At 66.7% G+C, this 21767-nt stretch carries 21 protein-coding genes; 8 read left to right on the top strand and 13 right to left on the bottom strand.

Features of this window, described 5'->3' with window-relative positions:
* Positions 1-23: 23 nt before the first annotated feature.
* Positions 24-836: a class I SAM-dependent methyltransferase gene (locus KW836_RS16570; RefSeq protein WP_218344086.1), complete on the top strand. Its 813-nt coding sequence runs from the start codon at positions 24-26 to the stop codon at positions 834-836.
* Between the two features lie 13 nt (positions 837-849).
* Here KW836_RS16570 and KW836_RS16565 read toward each other — a convergent pair whose 3' ends face one another.
* Positions 850-1461, bottom strand: coding sequence for a TetR/AcrR family transcriptional regulator (locus KW836_RS16565; protein ID WP_218344085.1), 612 nt, complete (start codon positions 1459-1461; stop codon positions 850-852).
* A gap of 23 nt (positions 1462-1484) precedes the next feature.
* The gene (locus tag KW836_RS16560; protein ID WP_218344084.1) at positions 1485-2093 is read right to left on the bottom strand and encodes an NAD(P)H-dependent oxidoreductase; all 609 of its coding nucleotides are present in this window, start codon (positions 2091-2093) and stop codon (positions 1485-1487) included.
* Between the two features lie 181 nt (positions 2094-2274).
* On the opposite strand from KW836_RS16560, the gene KW836_RS16555 reads away from it, so the two are divergent.
* Positions 2275-3228: a cation diffusion facilitator family transporter gene (locus KW836_RS16555; protein WP_218344083.1), complete on the top strand. Its 954-nt coding sequence runs from the start codon at positions 2275-2277 to the stop codon at positions 3226-3228.
* Between the two features lie 21 nt (positions 3229-3249).
* Here the strand turns inward: KW836_RS16555 and KW836_RS16550 are convergent, their stop codons facing one another.
* From KW836_RS16550 to KW836_RS16540, 3 genes are read right to left on the bottom strand one after another with little or no spacing between them, the layout of a single operon-like run.
* Entirely contained in the window at positions 3250-3591 is a 342-nt protein-coding gene (locus tag KW836_RS16550) for a hypothetical protein (RefSeq protein ID WP_218344082.1), read from the bottom strand.
* Positions 3592-3594: 3 nt separating this feature from the next.
* Positions 3595-6129, bottom strand: coding sequence for a cbb3-type cytochrome c oxidase subunit I (locus KW836_RS16545; RefSeq protein WP_370633035.1), 2535 nt, complete (start codon positions 6127-6129; stop codon positions 3595-3597).
* Complete coding sequence (locus KW836_RS16540; RefSeq protein WP_218344080.1) at positions 6126-7088, bottom strand: c-type cytochrome; 963 nt, start codon at positions 7086-7088, stop codon at positions 6126-6128. Before KW836_RS16540 ends, KW836_RS16545 begins: the two co-directional genes overlap by 4 nt.
* Positions 7089-7259: 171 nt before the next feature.
* On the opposite strand from KW836_RS16540, the gene KW836_RS16535 reads away from it, so the two are divergent.
* From KW836_RS16535 to KW836_RS16520, 4 genes are all read left to right on the top strand, one after another.
* On the top strand, positions 7260-7685 hold the full coding sequence (locus KW836_RS16535; RefSeq protein WP_218344079.1) for a cytochrome c family protein: 426 nt from the start codon (positions 7260-7262) through the stop codon (positions 7683-7685).
* Entirely contained in the window at positions 7682-8530 is an 849-nt protein-coding gene (locus tag KW836_RS16530; protein ID WP_218344078.1) for a c-type cytochrome, read from the top strand. Before KW836_RS16535 ends, KW836_RS16530 begins: the two co-directional genes overlap by 4 nt.
* A gap of 83 nt (positions 8531-8613) precedes the next feature.
* On the top strand, positions 8614-8874 hold the full coding sequence (locus KW836_RS16525) for a hypothetical protein (RefSeq protein WP_218344077.1): 261 nt from the start codon (positions 8614-8616) through the stop codon (positions 8872-8874).
* Entirely contained in the window at positions 8871-9068 is a 198-nt protein-coding gene (locus tag KW836_RS16520) for a hypothetical protein (protein WP_218344076.1), read from the top strand. The genes KW836_RS16525 and KW836_RS16520 overlap by 4 nt, the downstream gene beginning before the upstream one ends.
* A gap of 47 nt (positions 9069-9115) precedes the next feature.
* Here KW836_RS16520 and KW836_RS16515 read toward each other — a convergent pair whose 3' ends face one another.
* The 4 genes from KW836_RS16515 to KW836_RS16500 all read right to left on the bottom strand — a co-directional run bounded on the left by KW836_RS16515 (position 9116) and on the right by KW836_RS16500 (position 13813).
* Positions 9116-9592 carry a hypothetical protein gene (locus tag KW836_RS16515; RefSeq protein ID WP_218344075.1) on the bottom strand — a complete coding sequence of 159 codons (477 nt, stop codon included), beginning with the start codon at positions 9590-9592 and terminating at the stop codon, positions 9116-9118.
* 32 nt (positions 9593-9624) lie between these two features.
* Positions 9625-11103, bottom strand: coding sequence for a PepSY-associated TM helix domain-containing protein (locus KW836_RS16510; RefSeq protein WP_218344074.1), 1479 nt, complete (start codon positions 11101-11103; stop codon positions 9625-9627).
* Positions 11104-11116: 13 nt separating this feature from the next.
* The gene (locus KW836_RS16505; RefSeq protein ID WP_218344073.1) at positions 11117-13228 is read right to left on the bottom strand and encodes a TonB-dependent siderophore receptor; all 2112 of its coding nucleotides are present in this window, start codon (positions 13226-13228) and stop codon (positions 11117-11119) included.
* A 180-nt stretch (positions 13229-13408) separates the two neighbouring features.
* Positions 13409-13813 (bottom strand): DUF2946 family protein, encoded by a 405-nt coding sequence (locus KW836_RS16500; RefSeq protein ID WP_218344072.1) that lies wholly within the window; start codon positions 13811-13813, stop codon positions 13409-13411.
* Positions 13814-13937: 124 nt separating this feature from the next.
* Between KW836_RS16500 and KW836_RS16495 the strand changes: the two genes are divergently transcribed.
* A complete protein-coding gene (locus KW836_RS16495) occupies positions 13938-14645 on the top strand; it encodes an acetoacetate decarboxylase family protein (RefSeq protein WP_218344071.1) in 708 nt (235 codons plus the stop codon).
* Between the two features lie 7 nt (positions 14646-14652).
* Here KW836_RS16495 and KW836_RS16490 read toward each other — a convergent pair whose 3' ends face one another.
* The 4 genes from KW836_RS16490 to KW836_RS16475 form a co-directional block, all read right to left on the bottom strand.
* Positions 14653-15192: a PaaI family thioesterase gene (locus KW836_RS16490; RefSeq protein ID WP_218344070.1), complete on the bottom strand. Its 540-nt coding sequence runs from the start codon at positions 15190-15192 to the stop codon at positions 14653-14655.
* A 57-nt stretch (positions 15193-15249) separates the two neighbouring features.
* Positions 15250-18354 carry an efflux RND transporter permease subunit gene (locus KW836_RS16485; RefSeq protein ID WP_218344069.1) on the bottom strand — a complete coding sequence of 1035 codons (3105 nt, stop codon included), beginning with the start codon at positions 18352-18354 and terminating at the stop codon, positions 15250-15252.
* Positions 18354-19460, bottom strand: a complete 1107-nt coding sequence (locus KW836_RS16480) for an efflux RND transporter periplasmic adaptor subunit (RefSeq protein WP_218344068.1) — start codon at positions 19458-19460, stop codon at positions 18354-18356. Before KW836_RS16480 ends, KW836_RS16485 begins: the two co-directional genes overlap by 1 nt.
* A 74-nt stretch (positions 19461-19534) precedes the next feature.
* Positions 19535-20152: a TetR/AcrR family transcriptional regulator gene (locus KW836_RS16475; RefSeq protein WP_218344067.1), complete on the bottom strand. Its 618-nt coding sequence runs from the start codon at positions 20150-20152 to the stop codon at positions 19535-19537.
* Between the two features lie 89 nt (positions 20153-20241).
* Here KW836_RS16475 and KW836_RS16470 point away from each other — a divergent pair, with 89 nt between their 5' ends.
* Positions 20242-21696: an efflux transporter outer membrane subunit gene (locus KW836_RS16470; protein WP_218344066.1), complete on the top strand. Its 1455-nt coding sequence runs from the start codon at positions 20242-20244 to the stop codon at positions 21694-21696.
* The last annotated feature ends 71 nt before the right edge of the window (positions 21697-21767 follow it).

The following is a 21767-nucleotide window of genomic DNA, read 5'->3' as shown; positions in this document are numbered from 1 at the left end:
GACGGTGTTAAAGGAGTAGCACCATGACCGCCTTCGACAAGGCATTCATCGGTTCGATTCCGAAGCTTTACGACTCCCTGATGGTCCCCATGATCTTCGCGCCCTATGCGGCGGGCATGGCGGAGCGGGTAGCAGGGTTTTCGCCGCGCGCGGTGCTGGAAACGGCGGCGGGCAGCGGTGCGGTTACACGGGCGCTGGCGCCGCGGCTGGGCGCCGGGACGCGCTATGTGGCCACTGACCTCAATCAGCCCATGCTCGATTACGCAGCCGCCCGCCAGGCAGACGGCGACCGTATCGAATGGCGGCAGGCGGATGCCATGCACCTGCCGTTCGAGGACGAAACCTTCGACGTCGTGTGCTGCCAGTTTGGCGCGATGTTTTTTCCTGACCGAATAGGCGCCTATGCCGAGGCGCGCCGGGTCCTGCAGCCGGGCGGGCGCTTTGTCTTCAGTGTGTGGGACAGCGTTCAAGAGAATGAATTTGCTGCCGTTGTCGCACAGGCGGTCGCCGAGATGTTTCCGGAGAACCCACCGGTCTTTATCGCGCGCACGCCTCATGGTTACTACGACAAGGCGCGAATCCAGGATGACCTGCGCCGGGCGGGCTTTGAAGACGTGCAAATCGAGACGCACGAGGAAGTCAGCCGTGCGCAATCCGCGCAGGAAGCGGCAACCGCCTACTGTCAGGGCACGCCCCTGCGCAACGAAATCGAAGCGCGCGACGCGAGTCTGCTGATGCCCGCCACGGAGCGAGCGGCGCAGGCCTTGACCGACCGCTACGGCGCCGGTCCGATCACAGGCAAGATCCAGGCGCACGTGGTCACCGCAACAAAATAGGGCAGCCCAAACCCTATTTGTCCGGGGGGCGCGCGTGTTTCACCATGTTTACGATGATCCGGAACAACTCGTCCCGCGCGGCTTGCTGCGTGATCTCGCCTGCGACCGCTGCCTGCGAGAGCGCGTCGGCCGCGCCCAGCATGCCCCACAGACTGGCCAAGGAAACGCCTTGGGAGCCGGCGAACGGCGCCAGGATGTCATGGCATTTCCTGATGAACGCGTGCTGATATTGCGTCTTTACCGCGGCCAGTTCCGGTGAGCCATTCAACGCAGCCAGCACGCCCGGGATTTCACGCCCCTGCGCCGACACGCATTCCACGTACCGGGTGGCGATGACGTCTGCCTTGTCTTGCAGCGTGGATTTGCTGGCGGCGATGGCGTCGTCGATGATCGCCGTCTGGCGTTGGTCGAAATCCTGATACAGCGCCGCCAGCAGCCCGTTGCGGGTGCCGAAGTGGTCATAGACGACCGGCTTGGATACGCCGGCCTGTTCAGCAAGCCGGCCCAGCGTCAGGGAGTCCGTGCCTTCGTCGCGGATCAGCGCCCAGGACACGTCGATGAGCTGGCGTTGCCGCGCGTCTTTGGACAACCGGCGGCGGGGAGAGGGGGCGGATGGGGACGTCATCAAGGGTCTCTTCGAGGTCAAACTCACAACTGCGGGGCAAAGATCCGCTGGCCGATGGCCTGCGCGGCGGTCAGGTGCGCTTCGGGGTATCCCGCGTCGGACGCGACCAGCAGATCGGATGTTGCCACGCGCGCGCCGCAGTAGCCGAAGATGCCGTGATCAATTTGCGTCTTCATTGCACCGAAATAGCCGTGCCGGGCATAGGTGCGCATATCGGCGCCGCCGCTGGCGACCAGATGCACCTGCAGCCGCTGCAGGCGTTTGACGACCTTGCCGTCGGGCGGGGCGTCGTAGGCCCAGCCATTGGTGAAGACGCGGTCGATCCAGCCCTTCATCAAGGCGGGAAACGACCACCAATGAACGGGATACACCAGCACCAGCGCATCGGCGCGGTCCAGGCGCGCGTGTTCGGCGGTCACGTCCGCGGGCGGGTTGGAACGGGTCAGGTGCAGGTCGACGTCGGCCTGAGTGAAGCGCGGGTCGAAGCCTTCGGCGGCCAGATCCGCCACCTCGAAAGAATGCGGCGGCCCCGACTGCGGGCCTGCCTGCGCAACCCCTTGCGCGACCTGCTTGGCGATGGCGTGCGTCAGGGACGCCGGGTCGGGATGAGCAACAACGATGAGCGCATGCATGGCGAATTCCTTTGATCGGAAGTTTTAACCTACTAAACGTAGACTACGAATCGTAGACTACGTTTAGTAGGTAACGCCAGAAGAATCTTCCGCTCCCATAGGTGTCGTCGAACCCAGCCATTCACCGCCCGCGGATCTATACGGTTATCGTGTCGCCAGATCAGTCCCCCACGGAGGAAGCATGACCTCACGAACGGCATTGTTCGACCTGCGCTCGGAGCAGGGCGTGTTGCGGATATCCATCGCGGTCACACTGTGCATCGCCGCCATCGGCATCGGCTTTGGCGTGGCCTCGGGATCGTTTTCCATCGTCTTCGATGGTGTCTATTCGCTGGTCGACGCCAGCATGAGCGCGCTGTCGCTGGTTGTCGTGCGGCTGATTACCTCTTACGCCACGTCCCGCCAACTGCCGCGCAAGCTGCGAGAGCGCTTCACGATGGGGTTCTGGCATCTGGAACCCATGGTGCTGGCCCTGAACGGCATTTTGCTCAGCGGCGTGGCGATCTACGCCCTCATCAACGCGATCAGCAGTCTGCTGAAAGGCGGGCGCGATCTGGAGTTTGGCCTGGCGCTTGTCTATGCCGTGCTTACACTGACCGCCTGCGTGGCAATCGCGCTGGCCGAGGCGCGCGCAAACCGGCGGATCCGGTCGGCATTCCTGCACATGGACCTGAAGGGCTGGATCATGTCGGCCAGCATCACGGCCGCGCTGCTGGTGGCGTTCTGCATCGGGTTTGGCGTGCAGGGCACCCGCTGGGAATGGATTTCGCCCTACATCGACCCGGCCGTGCTGGCCGTGGTGTGCGCGGTGATCATCCCCTTGCCGCTGTCGGTCATCCGCCAGGCGTTGTCCGAGATGCTGCTGGTCACGCCGGCAGACCTGAAACAGCACGTGGACTCGGTGGCGCAGGCCTTCGTGCAGCGCCATGGCTTCGCGTCGTACCGCGCGTACGTGGCAAAGGTCGGCCGGTCGCAGGAAATCGAGCTGTATTTCATCGTGCCGGCCGACACGCCGGCGCGCGGCATTGAAGCGTGGGACAGCCTGCGTGATGAGATCGGGGAGGCGCTTGGCGCGGACAGCCCGGATCGCTGGCTGACGGTGGTCTTTACGGGTGACCCGGAGTGGGCGGAATAGCGTCAGCGGCCGTGTGTCGTTTCAAAGACACGCCGCCATCAGGAACACCGGCAGCGTTTCCCAGACGACGGCCACGGCCGACAGCCCGCACAGCGCGGCACAAAGCCAGGCATGAAATGGCGGCGCATGCTGCGCCCGCACCCGCGCATGCTGGCGCCACGCGGCCAGCGCCATTCCGGCCAGTGCGGCCACGCTACCGGCCACGATGATCCACGACGACGCCGGCAGTCCAAGCCACAGGCCGGTCAGCGCCGAACGCGCGCAGGCCAGCGCGTTGACGATGTAGATGAACAGAAAGTGCACCAGCCAGATCAGCGGGCCGGCGATAAGGTACAGCAGTTCTACCGAGAAGCGCGTCTGCATGCCTTACCCCGTCAGCCGCGGAAAGGCGTGCAGCAGCGCCAGCGCGATCAGCCCCTGCGCCACGGTGTAGAACAACATCGCCCGGGTGGTGTCGAACGCCGCGCGGCGCGTGGGGCTGAGCCGTCCGGCCAGCGACCGCGCTACCGTAAATATGGCCATCACGGCCGAAATTCCGCCAAAGAGCGCCTGCAAGCCCGCGACGGCGTAGGTCGCCGCCGTGTAGGCGGAGGTTTGCGGGCGGAGCCCCGCCTGCCATTGCGCGGTCAGGTCAAGCGCGGGCGCTGCCGTCAGCAACAGCGCCGCGCCTGCGACGCACCAACGCAGCGCGGCCTGCCGGTCCTGCGTCATCAACCGTCCGGCGGCCGCTGCAACGGCGCCGGCCGCCAACAGCATGACGGTCGACAGCATCGGCCACCCAGCCGAGGGCAGCGCGCGGGCAGAGGGCCAGGCCTGCGGATTCGTGGTCCACAGGAACAGATAGCTGAACAGCAACGAGCCAAAAATGCTGGCGCAGACGATCAGCAGCAGCACCATCGCCCACGACGCATGCGACGCGCTGCCCGAACACATCATGGGCAGCCGCAGGCCGCCGCCGATCTCAACCGGGGGGTAATCCGGCCCGGTATCCGCGTCCCACAGCCAGCGCCACAGCGAGACGAGGGCCAGCACACCAAAGGCGGCCGCCAGCGGCATGAGCTTGAAGGTCAGCAGCAGGAAGAATCCCGCAGTGCCCACGGCCGCCAGCAGCGGCGACCACGCGGGGCCGGGCAGCGGCAGCACATAGTCGGGCCGGGCGTCCAGCGCGCTGGTCACCAGCGTGGTGCGCAGGCCAGCCGGCGAATTGGGCAGGTAATGCTGGCCATCGGTGACCTGCCGCGCGAGGCCGGGCTGGTCCCACAACGGCTCGCGGCTGGTGACCGTAGGCACGCTGCGCAGCCCGTAGCTGCCGCTGGGCAGCCACTCCAGCGTGCCGGCGTCCCAGACGTTGCCCGCATTGTTGTCGATGGTCGGCCGGAAGTTGCGCGCCAGATCGATCAGGAAGACGAGCACCCCGGCGGCGATCAGGTAGGCGCCCACGGTCGACAGCAGGTTCAGCGGACCCAGGCCCTGGCTCTCGGCATAGGTGTAAACGCGGCGCGGCATGCCGGCCAGCCCCGTGAAGTGCATCGGAAAGAACGCGACGTTAAAGCCCACGAACATCAGCCAGAAGGCCCAGCGGCCCAGCCGTTCCGACAGCCGCCGCGCGCTGATGAAGGGCGTCCAGTAGTAGAACGCCGCAAATAGCGGGAACACCATCCCGCCGAACAGCACGTAATGCAGGTGCGCAACGACGAAGTAGGTATCGTGCGCCTGCAGGTCGAACGGAATCACGGCCACCATCACACCCGTCAGCCCGCCGATCACGAACACGAAGAAGAATCCCAGGATGAACAGCGTCGGCGTCCTGAGCGGGCGCAGCCGGACGGCGGCGCCAATGGTGGCGATCCACGCGAAGATCTGGATGGCGGTCGGGACCGACACCGCCATGCTGGCGGCCGACGCGAAGCTGAGCGACAGCTGCGGAATGCCGGTCGCAAACATGTGGTGCACCCACAGGCCGAAGCTGAGGAACCCCGTGGACACGACCGCCAGCACCACCAGGCGATAGCCGACCAGCGGTGTGCCGGTCATCGCGGGAATCATCATCGACACCATGCCGGCGGCGGGCAGGAAGATGATGTAGACCTCCGGGTGACCGAAGAACCAGAACAGGTGCTGCCAAAGCAGTGGATCGCCGCCGCGCCCCGCAATGAAGAACGGCATGTCGAAGGCGCGCTCGAGCTCAAGCAGGGCCGTGGCCACGATGACCGCAGGAAACGCAATGATCACCATGCCGCAGAACACCAGCATCACCCAGGCGAACACCGGGATCTTGTCGAGTGTCATGCCGGGCGCGCGCGTGCGCAGGATGCCGACGGCCAGCTCGATGGCGCCCGCAATTGCCGAGATCTCAATGAAGCCGATGCCCAGCAGCCACAGATCGGCGTTCACCGCGGGCGAGTATTGGGTGCTGGTCAGCGGCGGATACATGAACCAGCCGCCATCGGGCGCCAACCCCACGAAGATGCTGCAGAAGAACACCAGCCCGCCGATCGCATAGGCCCAGTAGGCGTAGGCCGACAACCGTGGAAACGGCAGGTCGCGCGCGCCCAGCATGTTGGGCAGCAGCAGCACGGCCACGGCTTCGACGGCCGGCACCGCGAACAGGAACATCATCACCGTGCCGTGCATGGTGAAGAGCTGGTTATAGAGTTCGTGGCCGATCAGGTTGCTGTCTGGCGCAGCCAACTGCGTGCGCATCATCAGCCCCAGGACGCCGGCCAGGATGAAAAAAAGCAGCGCGGTGGCGATGTACAGCAGGCCGATGGACGTGTTGTTCACGACCGTGAGTGCGCGCCATCCGGTGGGACGCTTCCAGGCGCGTTCAAGCTGCTCGAGTTCGCCTTCGGGCCGCGGCAACGCGTTGGGAAGCTCGGTCGGGGATGTCGGGCGCGTCACTTCAGGCCTTCCAGGTAACGGGCCACGGCGCGCAAGTCCTCGCCCGGCCATTGGTCAAAGGACGGCATGCCATTGCCGGGCTTGATCTGCTGGCTGCCGGCGATCCACCCGCCCATCGCGCCCACGTTGTTCGGCAATACGCCCGCCGCAAGGGACGGGCGGCTGCCCACATGGGTGAGGTCCGGTCCCAGCGTGCCGCGTGCCTCTGTTCCGCGCACCGTGTGGCATTGCGCACAGGCCTGATTGAATAGCTCGGCCGCCGGTTTCAGCGCGGCGTCGGGCGCGGCTGCCGGCTGCCGTTGCGCCTGCACCCAGGCGTCGAAGGCCTCGGCGTCCACCGCCTGCACGTCGAACAGCATCTGCGCGTGTTGCGCGCCGCAATATTCGGCGCAGTGGCCGCGAAATGTGCCCGGGGTCCGAGCCAGCGCGCGCATCCGGTTCACGCGGCCGGGGACCATGTCGAGCTTGCCGCCCAGTTCGGGAATCCAGAAGCTGTGGATCACGTTGTCGGACTTGAGCAGGAATTGCACGGGCTTGCCCGTGGGGATGCGGATCTCGTTGGCAGTCTCGAAGATCACGCCGCCGGACGCATCCAGATAGCGCACGCGCCACCACCACAATTCGCCGGTGACTTCGATGCGCGCGGCAAACGATGCAGCGTCCCGGGCCGCCGATGGGGAAGGCGTCAGCACGTAGACGAGCAGGGCGGTCAACGCCACGACGGGAAACGCGATGCCCGCACCGATGATGAGCCCGGGCCGGGACAGCCGGCGGCGCAGCGTCACCGGACCGAACATCGCGAGCGCCAGCAGCGCGGCCACTACGACGAAGATCGCCGCCGCACCCACGTAAAGGACCCAGCCGATCTCGGCGATGCGCGCGGCGTCCTCGCCGCTGGGTTGAGCCGATGCGGCAAAGGGCAACGCGGCGGCGAGCACGATAAGAAGGATTTTCGCCATGTTCTTGTAGTGGATGACCCGGCGCGCGTTGGCCGACAAGGCCGACGGGCCGCCGGCCCGCGAGAGGCATCGTCAGCATCTTTCGTGCCCGCGTCCGCAGCCGAAGCGCAGGCACAGGAGTTGCTGGCAAGTCCAGGTTCTGCGCCAATCAGCGCGATTCAGGAGACGGCATTGCGCCGGCTAGCCCGACCCAACCGCCTGCTACCAGCCCTGGCTGCGATGTTGCTGCTGGGCGCGTGTCAGGAAGACAAGCCGCCGCTCTTTCCTGCGGACGCGGCGGGCGGGTTGCGCGAACGGGCTGACCCAGACCGAGGCCGCCGGTTGATTGCCGAGCACGGCTGCACCGCGTGTCATACCGTGCCCGGCGTCAGCGGTCCGGCGTCCCGCGTCGGGCCGCCGCTGGGCAACATGGCGCGGCAGGCGTACGTTGCCGGTCTGCTGCCCAATACGCCTGAAAATCTGGTGCGCTGGCTGATGGATCCGCCTGTCGTGAATCCCCGTACGGCCATGCCCGACACCGGCCTGCAACAGGCCGACGCCGAGGACATTGCCGCCTATCTGATGCAGCGCGCGGACCGCAAGGCGAGGGCGCCATGAAGCGCTGGAAGCGCACTGCCGCACTTACGCTCGTTGCCGCTGCCGCCACCGCAGGCGCGGTTGGCGGCGGTGTGGTGTATTTCGGCATGTACGACGTGACGGCCACGTCGCCGCACACCACGCCGGTGCACCACCTGCTGGATGTCGCGTTGACGCGGGCCGTGAAGATGCGGTCAGCGGATATCGTGCCGCCTGAGCTGGACGCCGCCGAGCGCATCCAGAACGGTTCACGTCTGTACCGCGCCCACTGCGCCCAGTGCCACGGCGGGCCGGGGGTGGCGCCGCAGCCCTACGCGCTGGGGCTGAATCCGGCGCCCGCCGCGCTCGTCGCCACCGCACGCGCGCGCACGGCGGCCGAAATTTTCTGGGTCACGCGACAGGGCATCAAGATGACCGGCATGCCGGCGTGGCAGTATCGGCTGACCGACGACGAGATCTGGGACGTGGTGGCGTTTCTGCGCGTGTTGCCGGGCCTGTCCGCCGACGCCTATCGGCGTGGCGGCGATGGACAACCGCCGGAAAAGCCGCAGGCAAACGCGCAGCCGTCGGCCCGTGTGGGAGACGCGCGGGCTGGGCGCGATGCGCTGCAACAGTATCTTTGCGTGACGTGCCATGCAATCCCGGGCGTGCCTGGCGCCTGGAACTACGTGGGCCCGGCGCTGGATCAGATGGGCGAGCGGCCGTACATCGCGGGCGTCTTGCCCAATACGCCCGCCAACATGGAGCGATGGCTGCGCAACCCGCCGGCCGTCAAACCGGGCACGGCCATGCCCGACCTGGGCGTCAGCGAACAGGATGCAAGGGATATCGCGGCGTTCCTGCGCACATTGAACGAGGGGCCGTGAAGCGTTTGCCCCGTCATGGGGCGCCGCATGCAGGAACGGCACTTGCTCGCCTACCAATCACCTTGATGCACCGGAGCTTTTCCATGACGCAACCGAAATCCGACAACGCCCGAGAATCCATTCCCGGCCAGCCCGACGTCAACAAAGGCGCGTTGCGCCCGTCCGGCCATGCCACCACGCCGGAGCGCGTGCCCGACGTTGACCACCCGCCGCGCGCGCGCAACCACGACCAGCCGGGCTTCGATCAGGCCGTGGCGCAGGAAGAAGCCGAGGCGCGAAGCGGCACGCTGCCTGGCAGCAACGACACGCGTCCCGCGCCGGACCGCGACGAGGAAGAGAAATGATCGTTGAAGTCTTTCAACGCGCGGATGGCCATTGGGGCTTTCGGGGCATCGCCTTGCTGGGCGTCCAGGAGGATGCCGGCTCCTATCCGACGCGCGACGACGCCGCGGCAGCCGCCCGCGTCGCCTACCCGGACGAGACGATCTCCGAGGTCGATGCCTCGATGGACACGCCGCCTCAGCCACACTCGGATTGACGCCGCGCCAATAACGTGGGGCCCGCGTCCGTACCGCGCGCCCCGCGTCAATATCGCCCGGCGGCCAGCATGTCGTGCAGATATCCGTCCGCGTCTGGCCGTTCGGTAAGCATGTGCCGCACCCACGCGTCGCGTTCATGCGCGATCACGGCCAGTTCCCACACACAAGCCAGCGCGGGCGCGTTGACCGGCGCAAACGCGTCCGGCCGGGCCAACGGTGCGGAGAGCATGCGCTGGCACACGATGCCGCCGGAGATCCACCAGTCCACGAGCAGCCACACGGCCTCCTCGCCTACGTGCGCAATGCAGTAGCCAAGACCATGGGTGCGCGGACCGCCAGCGTGTTCGTCCAGGACGTCGCGCACGGCGGCGCGGACTGAGGCGCTGACGGGATCGGACAGGATCGGACCCGCAGCGTTCGGGTCTCGATGGATGCCGTACGCCTTGATCGAATGATCTGCCTCGCGCCACACGCCCAGCGTGGCAATGCGGCGGGGGGAATAGGGTTCTGGAGGAAGCGTCATCTCGTGCGTTGCGGTCGGAAGATTGCGCAATTCTACTGGCGCCCGCGCGTCCAGCCCAACCGCCGCGCGCCCAGCACGATGCCGGTGGCGGACACGGCCAGCCCGCCGAGGCTCAAGAGGATAAGCGCCAGGTCCCGGCCCACCCCGGCATTCAGCAGGGCGGGGGTGTCCCAGCTATGCAGGAAGTAAAAGAGCCAGCGCCCGACCCGTTGCGCGCGGGACAGGCTCAGCGCCACCTCGCCCGTGCGCAGGTCCACGTAGACGCGGTCACTGGCCGGGGTGTCGAAATCCATTCGCAGGACTGGCAGGCCCCGTGGTGCGCCGCCGTTCATTGCTTCGGCGTGGCGCGCGTAGTAATAGGCGTCGTAGTGATCGAGCAACGTCGCCTGAACGGCCGCGCCGGGAAACAACGCGCGCGCGGCGTCAAGCACCGCATCAGGCTGCCACATCGACTGCACCAGCAATGCACCATCCTCCCGGCGAACGATGCGGCTGCCGGCCGTCGCGTCGCGGGCCAGCACGTACGGCTGGCCTGCCATCCGCCGCCATTCGAGCTGAACCGGTTCAAAGCCCGCGGCGTGCAACGCCTGTAATACCGGCTGCGGGTCCGCAATCGGCGCGGCGAGCTGCGCACCCGCCATGGCTTGCCGGTCGGGGCCGGGATCGGAGCCGGCGAATAGCCCGCCCGGGTTCATCGACATCAGCCCGCTGAAGATCCACGTGCAGACAAACGCGCTGAAGGCGAGACCGATGATGTGGTGCCAGCGCATCCAGGCCTCACGGTAGGGCGTGCGCGCGCCCGTCTTGTAGCGGCCGCGAAAGCGCCAGCGCCAGACGCCGACGACCGTGCCGCTGACAGCCAGCACGGTGCAGACGGCCGACAGTGCGATCACCATCCAGCTCCACACCGGATCGACGGAGCGGTCGCGCGCCATGTACAGCCAGTGCAGCCACGCGCCGACGTAGTTCCAGCGCTGTTGCGCGATCGGCGCGTCCAGCACGACTTCGCCCGTCGCCGAAGACACATACAGCGTGCCCGGCGCGTCGCCTTCCATGCTCACCTTGTGCAGGGGGCGATGGCGGTCCAGCCCGCGCGAATGCGTCCAGCGGTCCTCGTCAATCAGGCCCGCATACAGGGCCGTGCCCGCAGGCCAGAGCGCGTGCGCCGCGGCCACGGCCATGTCCGCTGTCACCACGCCGTCAGGCCGGCCGGTGCGCGCGGACCAGGCGCGAGTGCCGTCCGGGGTTGGGACGATGTAGGTCGGCTCGCCGCGCACCGACGTCAGGACGGCAAGCGCGCCGCCGGGGCGCGCTGCGTCCAGCGGCAGATACGCGTCTGCGGCCAGCACGGGCAGGCTGGCAAACCGCTCTTCGGGCGTCAGCTTCGGGTAGCCGACATACAGCATGACGATGCCGCTGAGAAACCACACCAGCATCAGCAGGCAGCCGCCGACCCCCAGCCAGCGATGGGCCAGGTAGGTCAGCCTGCGCAGGCGCGCCTTGGCGTCCATGGTCGCGCCCGCCTCAGAAGCGGTGGTTCAACGTCAGCTCGAACCGGCGGCTCGGCCCATACATCCATTGCGTGTTGGTGTAGTAGGCCGTGGTGAAGTACGCGCGGTCAAAGATGTTGAAGCCCCGGGCCGTGATGGCGGTGTCCTTGTTCACGTCCCAGCGCAGCGCCAGGTCGGTCGTGGTGTAGGACGGCAGTTCGATGGTGTTGGCGCTGTCCGCATAGCGTTTGCCCACGTAGCGCATCCCGCCCATCGCGGTCCAGCCCGGCTGGAAGTTCCAGCTCAACCACAGATTCGCCAGGCGTTGCGGCACGTTGGGCGGCACATTGCCCGCGCGCGAGACGGCCGCCCCGCCCACTGATTCGGAGAAATCGTCGTACTTGGCGCGCAGCACGGTGGCATTGGCGTCGATCGTCCAGCCGGGCGCAACCGCCAGCGACAGCGACGTTTCCAGGCCGCGCGACGATTGTTCGCCGACCTGCACCCGCAGGCTCGGGTCGTCGGCGTCGCGCGACAGCAGATTGGTCTTGCGGATTTCGTACGCCGCCAGCGTCCACTCGCCGCGTCCATCCATGAAGTTCTGCTTCAGGCCGACCTCGAGCTGCTTGCCGCGCGACAAGTCGAACGACGCGTTGGACGGGCTGATCATCAGCAGCCCGCTGACCGGATCGGCGGCCTGCGCGTACTGCGCGTAGACGGCCAGATCCGGCGTCACGTCGTACACGGTGCCGATGCGCCAGCCCACGTCGGAAAACGTCTTGGACAAGGCGCGCTGATCGGTTACCAGGTCGTCGCGCGTGACCTTCGCGTGGTCGTAGCGCAGGCCGCCGATGATCGACCACTTGCTGGTCAGCGCCAGGCGGTCTTCCATGAACAGGGCAAACTGATCCGCCTTGTTGCGGTAACGCGGAATGAACGGCACGTCGCTCTGGTATTGGCCGTGATCCGGGTCATACGGATCCACCGACCCCGAACTGCCTGTGTAGGTGTTGTTGATGTGCTTGAACGTGGCGTGGTTGACGTCAAAGCCCACCGATACCGTGTTCTCCAGGCCGGCCAGCGTGCCTTTGAAGACGGCGCTGGTGGTCAGGCCGGTCTGGGTCTGGTCATGCGTGATCTGCGTGTTGTCGGATCGGTCGATCAGGCTGGTTGCGGGGTTGTATACGTAGCGCTCGGCGTTGCGCCAGTCGCGGTCGCTCTGCACGTGATAAAGGCGTGCCCGCACGGTGGTGGCGTCGTTCGGCGTCCAGACGGTGTCCAACTGGGTCCACTGGTCGCGAAAGCGCATGAAGCTGTCGGCGACGTTGTAGTTCTGCTTGCGCACGGCGTCGTCCTGCTCGCCGTTGATCATCGGGGTGCCGAAGTACCGCATCGGGCGCTGGTAGCCGTAGGCGTAACTCAACGTCATGTTCAGGTCCGGCGTGGCGTCCCAGCGCAACGCGCCCGAAAACGTCGCATCGCCCGACTGGCCGCGGTCGACATAACCGTCCGTGTAGTTGCCGCTGACATCCAGGCGATACGACAAGGTGTCGCTCAGCGCGCCGCCGCTGCCCATTCCCAGCCGCGCCGTATCCTGCGTGCCGATCGTGGCCTGCACTTCGTTCTGGATTGGCCCGCGAGTGGGACGCTTGGGGATCACGTTGACGACGCCGCCGATCGCGCCGTCGCCATAGATGACGGACGCGGGTCCGCGCAGCACCTCGATGCGCTCGACCGACCACGTGTCGAACGGAAACGTCAGGCCGACGCCGCCATATTGGCGCAGCCCGTCGTACAGCCGCATGACCGACGTGCTGTCGGTGAAGCCGCGCACCGACAGGGCGCTATTGCCGTTGCCAGGGTGGGGCGCGGCCGAAAAACCGGGCGCGCGGGTAATCGCTTCGATCACGCTGGCGCCGCCGCGGGACTCGATCTGTTCCCGCGAAATGATGTCGACGCTGGCGGGCGTCTGCATGGGCGTGAGGCCAAGGTTGGAGCCGGTGGACGCCTCGGTGGTAAGCGCCGTCTCGGAGCCGCCGACCACGGTGATGGGGGCGAGGGTGGCGGGAGCGGTTTGGGCGACGGCGTTGAAAGCGGCCAGGATCAGCGTCGTGCCGAGGCACGCGTGCGTACGAACGATGGTCAAGATGACCCCTCTTCTTTTGTCTTCGACTGAATCTGCCGCCGGCCTGAAGGCCGGTCGGCAAAGCGCGGGCGAAGAGGGGATGGCCGTGCAGGCAGCGCCGATGCGATGGCGCCATGAAGCTGGTCTACGGGGTTCCCGCTCTTCGCTGCCGTGCGCGGCGTCAGGCGCGCGCGCGGCGGATCAGGAAGACAGGGAAGGCGGGGCGCGTGACCCTAGCGGCGGCCCAAGAGCCGGCAGCGGCGGCGTGGCGCGGTAGACGGGAGTGTCGGGCGCGGCGTAGGCGGCGCGCGCCGACAACACAGGTGCGAGCCCGGTGTCCGGCAGAATCGCGTGCGCGGCGAGGGCGCCGAAGGCGCAGGCCTCCGCGGCACCGTGCTTGGCGTCCGGCTCGGCCGGCAGGTCGAACGTCACGTTCATCGTGCCGCCGGCTTCGCACAGCGTCAGCATCAGCGAGGTCGTGGACGGCCCCGCCATGTAGCCGGTCGGGATGTAAGCGCGCAGCACAAAGGCGGCCATTGCCAGGCAGACGAGCAAGCGCCAAGGCAGGCCGCGGGGCTGAAACGCAGAGTCCCGATGAGTCGACATGGGCGGGATTCTATTACAGAACCTCACGCATTCTGTCCGAATGGAAACGCATGCGGCGTTCGGTCGCAGGGCGCTTACTATCGATCGGGTGTGTGCATTGGAAACCCGACAGGAGTTCGCCAGGATGATGCTCCCATCGAACGACAGCCCGACCGGCACGCCGGATGGCAGGACGCAGTCAGGCTACCCGTCTCCTTATCCGCAGGCCCCCTGGAAACTGCACGGCCATGCGCTCCTGAGTGCATGGCGGGTGCCGCTGGCCGATCTGCCGCAGCAGGCGCCCGGTGATGCCCGCGTGGTCACGTTGGGATGCCATGCCATCTGCACCACGGTCTGGACCGCTTACGAGCCGGGCGGCACGCTCGCCTACAACGAGCTGCTCTTTGCGACGGCGGTGCGTCACGCGGGATTGCTGGCGCCCGCGTGTACGGTGGGGCCGATCTGGGTGGACGACGAGGCGGCCGCAGAAGGTGGCCGCAAGCTGTGGGGCATCCCGAAGCGCATCGGCGATTTCGAGCCGCTGCCCGCCTTGGGCGGGCCAGGTGAGCCGGCCGCGTTGGCGCAAGCGTCGCTCGTCGCGGAAGGCCGGCCCGCCGCCAGCGTGCAATTCCGACCCGGCCTGCGCGTTGCCTTACCGCTACGTTTCGCGGTCTGGACGGTCCAGGACGGGCCGGCAGGGCTGATCCGCACGCGCTGCACGCTGCGAGGAACGCTGCGTTTCGGGACCGCGCACTGGCGCATGGCCGAAGCGGGTCCGCTGGGATTTCTGGCACGGCGTCAACCGGTGGCCAGCGCGTGGTTGGAACGGATGTCGGTGTCATTCGGGGTGTAGCCTTGCGCTACGCACGCCGGTCGAACACCACGCACGTGGTGGTGGCGTGCGCATACAGCTTGCCGTTCTCGTCCTCCACCCGCGCCTGCGCGGTGGCGATCTGCTTGCCGCTATGTATCAGCGTGGCGGCGGCGCGAAGCGGGCCACTGGATGGCGCCGCCGCACGCACGATGTTGACACTGAGTTCGACCGTCGTGTAGCTCCTGCCTTCCGGAAGCGCACTCTGGATCGCGCAACCCAATGCCGAATCCAGCAGCGTCGAGAACCAGCCGCCGTGGACGGTGCCGAACGGATTGCAATGCCGCAGTTCGGGGATGCCGAGGAACACGGCCCAGCCCGAGTCCGCTTCCACCAACGTCATGTTCGCGGTGTCGTTCATGGGCGGGTAGGGCAGCTCGCCGGCCATCATCGCGTGCAGGATCTGCAAGCCTGTCATGCCTGCGATCTGATCCGGACTGGCGATATCGGGCTTGCCCCCGCCCGTGCGCAGCCGCGCCAGTGCAGTCTGGTGCTGGACCGTCCAGCACGACTGTTGATTTCTGTACATACGACCCCCTCGTTGTGAAGCCCCGGCGGGCGAGTGCCACGCCGCAGGCGGCGTGAATCAACCCGTCGTTACCCGGGCCGCAACAGGTTGGGAAGCGTCCTGCGCGACGGCAGGCCGGATCTTGAACCAGATGGCGTACATGGCTGGCAGGAAGACCAGCGTGATGATCGTGCCGGCGAACGTGCCGCCGATCAGGGTGTAGGCCAGCGTCCCCCAGAACACCGAGTGCGTCAACGGGATGAAAGCCAGTATCGCGGCCAGCGCAGTCAGAATCACCGGCCGCGCCCGCTGCACCGTCGCCTCGACCACCGCGTCATAGGGCGCCAGGCCTTCCTGTTCGTTGTGGTGGATCTGGCCGATCAGAATCAGCGTATTGCGCATCAGGATGCCGGACAGGGCAATCAGCCCGACCAGCGCGTTGATGCCGAACGGCTGCTGGAACAGGAGCAGTGTCGGCACAACACCGATCAGGCCGAGCGGGCTGGTCGCAAAAACCATCACCATGGCGGCGATGGATCGCACCTGCAGGATGATGATCAGCAGGGTGATGGCAATCATGATCGGAAACAGCGGCAGCATGGCAGTGCTTGCCTTCCCAGATTCCTCGATGGAGCCGGCCTGTTCGATGCGGTATCCCGCTGGCAGGTCGTTGATGACCGGTTGCAGTTGCTTGAAGATCGCGGCGGAAACGTCAGGCGGCTGAAGGCCTTCCGCGATGTCGCCGCGCACCGTGATTGTCGGCGTGCGGTCACGGCGCCGCAGGATCGGATCCTCCATTTGCACATCCACCGTGCCAACCTGCGACAGCGGCACGCGTTGGCCGTCGGCCCCCACCAGCGTCAGGCCGGCGATCTTGGCTGGATCCAGGCGGACGTCACCGGCCGCTCGGCCGACCACTTCAACCGAGCGGATGTCCTCGCGAACGTTGGTGAGGGGTACGCCACTCAACAGGAACTGCAACTGTAGGGCGACCGAGCTGGAGGTCAGTCCCACCGCCTGAAGCCGGTCCTGGTCCAGCGTAAAGTGCAGGGCGGGAACCCGCGCGCCCCAATCGGTGTTTACGGTGCGCATCATGGGATCGGCGTGCATGATCGACTGGACGCGCGCGGCAATCGCGCGCAACTGGCCGGCATCAGGCCCCATGACGCGATAGGCCACCGGGAACGGCGAGGGCGGTCCGAACACGATCTGAGTGACGCGGACCTGCGCCTGCGGCGCCAGGCCGTCGGCGATGGCCTGGCGAAGCCGGAACTTGAGCGCTTCACGTTCCTTGTCGTTGCCCGTCAGCACGACGATCTTGGCGAATGACGGGTCCGGCAGCTCGGGCGCCATGGCCAGAAAGAAGCGCGGCGCGCCTTGTCCGATGTACGCGGTGACGATCCTGGCTTCCGCCTGCTTGGCCAGCCACGCTTCGACTGTCGCAGCGGCCTCGCTGGTTTGTTCAATGGACGTGCCGTACGGCATCTGCACTTCAACGAGCACCTCGGGCCGATCCGAAGTGGGAAAGAACTGTTTGTTGACCAGACCCATGCCAACCACGGCCAGCGCAAAGACCGCGACCACCGTGCCCGCCACCAGCCATTTGCGGCCGATGACGTGCCCCAGCAGACGCCGGAACCGGTTGTAGTGGCGGGTGTCGTAGATGGCGTGGTGTCCGCCTTCGACCTTCTTGATGTCCGGCAGCATCTTTACGCCCAGATACGGCGTGAAGAACACCGCCACCACCCAGGACGCGATCAGCGCAATGCCGACGATCCAGAACATGTTGCTGGTGTACTCGCCCGCGGTGGAACGCGCGAAACCGTTCGGCATGAAGCCAACTGCGGTGACGAGCGTGCCGGACAGCATGGGGGCGGCCGTGTGGCTCCACGCATACGCCGACGCTGCGATCCGGCTGTAGCCTTCTTCCATCTTGACCACCATCATTTCGATGGCAATGATGGCGTCGTCCACCAGCAGGCCGAGCGCCAGAATCAACGAGCCAAGCGTGATGCGGTCGAAATTCTTGCCCGAGGCCGCCATGATCACGAACACCGCCGCAAGGGTCAGGGGCACGGCGGCGGCCACCACGATCCCGACGCGCCACCCCATGCTGACAAAGCACACCAGCATCACGACTAGCAGTGCGACGAAGAACTTGACCATGAACTCGTCCACCGCCGCGCTGATGTTCACGGCCTGGTCGGTGACCTTGGTCAGGCTCATCCCGAGCGGCAATGCGGTGTTGATCTTGCCGACCTCCTTCTCGAGCGCGCTGCCCAGATCCAGCCCATTCCATTCGTCGCGCATGACCACGCCCAAGAGCAACGCGGGCTCGCCGTTATTTCGCACCAGAAACGTGGCCGGGTCTTCATAGCCGCGCTCCACGGTCGCCACGTCGGCAAGCTTCAGCGTGCGTCCCCGGGCGGTGATGGGCGTCTGGCGGATCTTGTCCAGGCTGTCGAACGCGCCGTCCACGCGCAGGAACACCTGGGGACCCTTGGTCTCGATCGACCCGGCAGGCGTCAGGACGTTCTGCGCGTTGAGCGCGGCAAAAATGGCCTGTGGATCGACGCCGAGCGTAGCCAGGCGGTCATGGGAGAACGACACGAAGATGCGCTCGGGCTGCTCGCCGATGATGTTCACTTTCTTGACGCCCGGCACGTGCAGCAGTTGCTGGCGCAGGGCTTCGGCATCGCGGGCGAGCAGACGCTGGGGCTCGCCTTTTGCCTTGAGCGCGTACAGCGCAAACGTGACGTCCGCGTACTCGTCATTGACCATGGGCCCGACTACGCCGGGCGGCAGGCGTCCGGCCTCGTCGGCAAGCTTCTTGCGCGCCTGATAGAACTCTTCCTGCACCGCCTGGGGCGGTGTGCTGTCCAGCAGCGACACCATGGTGAATGCCAGGCCGGGCCGCGTGAAGGTTTCGGTCCGGTCGTACCACCGCAACTCCTGCAGCCGCTTCTCCAGCGGTTCGGCGACCTGGTCCTGCATCTCCTGTGCGGTCGCCCCGGGCCATGCGGTGACGACGGTCATCTGCTTGATGGTGAAGGGCGGATCTTCAGCACGGCCCAATTGGAAGAACGCGAGGATTCCGGCGACAGAGACCAGAAGAATCAGGAACAGCGTGATCGAGCGCTCGCGCACGGCGAGCGCAGACAGATTGAAGCGGCCTTCGCTCATCAACGCGCTCCCACGAGGGCGGCAGCGTTCTGCTCCCCGAGCCTGACCGGCTCGCCTTCATGCAGCAGATGCGCACCCAGGGACACGACACGTTCGCCGGGCTTGAGGTCGCCGGCGACACGCGCCACATCGTCGCTCAGGCCGTGCACCTGGACGGGCCGCCGCGCCACCAGGGCCGGGGCGCCATCCACCACCACCCAGACGCCCGGGCCAGCGCCGGTGTCGAAGACCGCGCCTATCGGCACCTGCAGCAGGGGCGTGCCGTCCGGCGACTGTGGAATGTCGATCGTGACGGTGGCCCCCAACGGGGCGCGGGCCAGCGCGCCCTCCAGCACATACCTGGCCTCGAACGTCCGCGTGACGCGATCCGCCGCGTCCGACAGTTGCCGCAGCGTGGCCGGGGCGGGGGACTGGCGGTCCCCATACAACATTGCCCGGGCGGCGGAGCCCACGGATGGCCGTAGTGTTTCGGGAAGGTGCACGATGGCTTCGCGCTGGCCGGCGCGCGCCAGCCGCACGACGGATTGCCCGGCGGCAACGACCTGTCCGGGTTCGGCCAGCGTGTCCACGACGACGCCGTCCGCGTCCGCCACCAGCACCGCATAGCTCGACGCGTTTTTCGCGACGTCGGCCCGCGCTTCGGCCGCCTTCAGATCGGCACGCGCCGTGTCCGCCGCGGCCTTGATCTGCGCATAGGCCGACGCGGACACGGCGCCTTCTGCCACCAGGCCGCGATAGCGGGCATCGTCGTCGACAGCCTGTTTTGCGCGCGCACGCGCCGAGGCCACGGCTTCAATCTGCGCACGGGCCTGCAGGCCCAGATCTTCCGGATCCAGCCGCATGAGCGGCTGGCCGCGGGTCACCGATTGACCGGTGTCGACCAGTCGCTCCAGCACTTTCCCGGACACGCGGAATCCCAGGTCGCTTTGAACGCGCGCCGCCACGACCCCCGAAAAGGAGCGTGCGGGCGCGGATGCGGTTTGCGCCACGCCGACTCTGACAAGGGGCGGGTCGACGCGGGTATCTGACGGGGGGCTGTCGCCGCATGCCGCAAGGGCGACAGACAACAGGCAGAGGGCAAAGGGGGCAAGCGGACGCCGAAGCATGGGAGACCATCCTCACAAAGAAGGTCCCCATTCTATACAAGTGACCAATAAGGTCAATGGTCACAAAAGAAAATTTACGGCGCCAGACTACGCAGGATCAGGTTCGACAACTGCACCGTGGCTTCCGCGCCATTGGCCAGGTTGTGCTGCAGGAGCAAAGGATTGATATACGGCCGCATGACGAGATAGATGGCGTCGGCCGTTTCATCGAGGGGCGTCTTGCGTTCGAAGTCGCCGGCTTCCCGACCTTCGCGGATTACCTGCAGGATGAGGCCCTTGATGTGCGCCTCATAGGCTTGCGCGGAAGGCCACGACTCGCTGGCCGAGGTTCGCGCAATGTCGTACAGCTTGCTGTCGTGGAAGAAGAGCTGGCTGCCGGCTTCCACCAGGGCCTTGAACATGCGCCGCAGCCGGTCCGGCGCGGACCGCGCGTCGGCGATGGCCGCGTCGACGGCCACCATGATCGTGTTCAGGCGGTTGGCGCAGATGACCTCGCCGATCGCCTGCTTGGAGTCGAAGAACTTGTAGATATAGGCCTTGGAGAATCCGATGGCCTTGGCCAGGTCCGAGACGGTGGTCTTGTCGAAACCGTACAGGCCGAAGTATTCGGTGGCGGCTTCGACGATCTGATCGCGGACGTCGTGATCGGAGGGGCCTCGCGGCTGAAGGGCGGGGGATGTTGCTTTCGTCATGGGTGCAGCTTAACCCGGCGCACTTTTGTTGACAACGAGTGACCAAAACGTATTATAGTCACCCAAAATTAATAGCCTGAAGGATTCCCATGCTCGCCCGTCATTCCTTTGTCTTGCTCTGCGCCGGCGTGCTGGCCGGGTGCGCGGCAGGCCCTGATTACCACCGGCCGGAGGCGCCGCTTCCCAGCCACTACTCGCAGGCCCCCGGCCGGCAAGCCGGATCCGGGGCCGTGCAAGGCCTCGATACGTGGTGGCGCCAGTTTGACGACCCGATGCTGGCGCGATACGTGTCGTTGGCAATCGCGCAGAACCTGGACCTGGCGCAGGCGGCGGCGCGCGTGACGCAGGCGCGTGCGGGGCTGGGCGCGGCCAACGCGGCCTTGCTGCCGTCGGCTTCGGTGCGCGGCCTGGCTGCGCGGTCGCATCAGTCGCGTGAGACGCCACTGGGGCAAGTGGCCAGCACGATGCCTGGTTACGACCGCTGGGGCAACCAGTACGAAGCCAATCTTGAGGCCAGCTGGGAAGTCGATCTGTTCGGCGGCCTGCGGCGTGGCCGTGAGGCGGCCATCGCCGATTTTCAGGCCTCGGAAGCGGCAGCGATGGCCACGCAGCTCGCGGTGGCCGCGCAAACCGCGGACACATACATTGTGATCCGCAGCCTCCAGGCGCGTTTGGACATCGCACAGCGGCAGGTCAGAACGCAGCAGGATCTTGTCGCCAAGGTCGCGCTGCTGCACGAACGCGGGCTGGCTGCGCAATACCAGGTGCGTCAGGCGGATGGCGCGCTGTCGCAAGTACAGGCAATCGTTCCGGTATTGCAGAGTGGGCTCGATGCGGCCATGAACGCCTTGGACGTCATGCTGGGGGCCGCGCCCGGCACGCATCGCGCCGAACTGGCGGCGCACGCACCGATACCCGCCGCGCCTCGGATCGAGGAAATGGGCGCTCCCGCGGATCTGCTCCAGCGCCGGCCCGATCTGATCGCGGCCGAACGCCGGCTGGCGGCCGCCAACGCCCGTATCGGCGAGGCCATCTCCGAGTTCTACCCGAAGTTCTCGTTGAGCGGCTTGCTGGGCAGCGCCACGGCCGTGTCCAGCGGGAATCTGGTCTCCGCCGGCGCAAGCCAGTCCGCGGGCGTGTTGGGACTGCGTTGGCGGCTGTTCGACTTTGGCCGCATCAACGCGCAGATCGACGGGGCAAAGGGCCAAGAGGCCGAGGCGCTGGCGGCGTATCGCCTGGCGGTCCTGCATGCCACGGAAGATGTCGAGAACGCGTTTTCCGCGCTGATCCACCGTGCCGAACAGTCGGCGGTGCTGACCCGCGGCGAAGACGCGCTGACGCAGGCGCGAGCGTCGTCGTTCGCGGCCTACCAGCGCGGCGCGGCCAGTCTGGTCGACGTGCTGTATGCGGACGCCTCGCTCCTGCAGGCTTCTGACGACCGGGCGCAGGCCCAAGCGGAAACCGCTCGCGCAGCGGTGGCGGCATACAAGGCGCTGGGCGGAGGCTGGCGTCCGGACGCACCGGCGCAGATCGCCACGCGCTGAACCGAAGCGCGCGGGCCTCGGCACGCACACAGGAACACGACTTGCTGCGTTGCGCTTCTCGGGCATCTGCT

Origin of the sequence: Achromobacter sp. ACM05, from assembly GCF_019218915.1 — a bacterium.
Classification (GTDB): domain Bacteria; phylum Pseudomonadota; class Gammaproteobacteria; order Burkholderiales; family Burkholderiaceae_B; genus Achromobacter; species Achromobacter animicus.
This window is presented reverse-complemented; position numbering and strand designations above follow the sequence as displayed.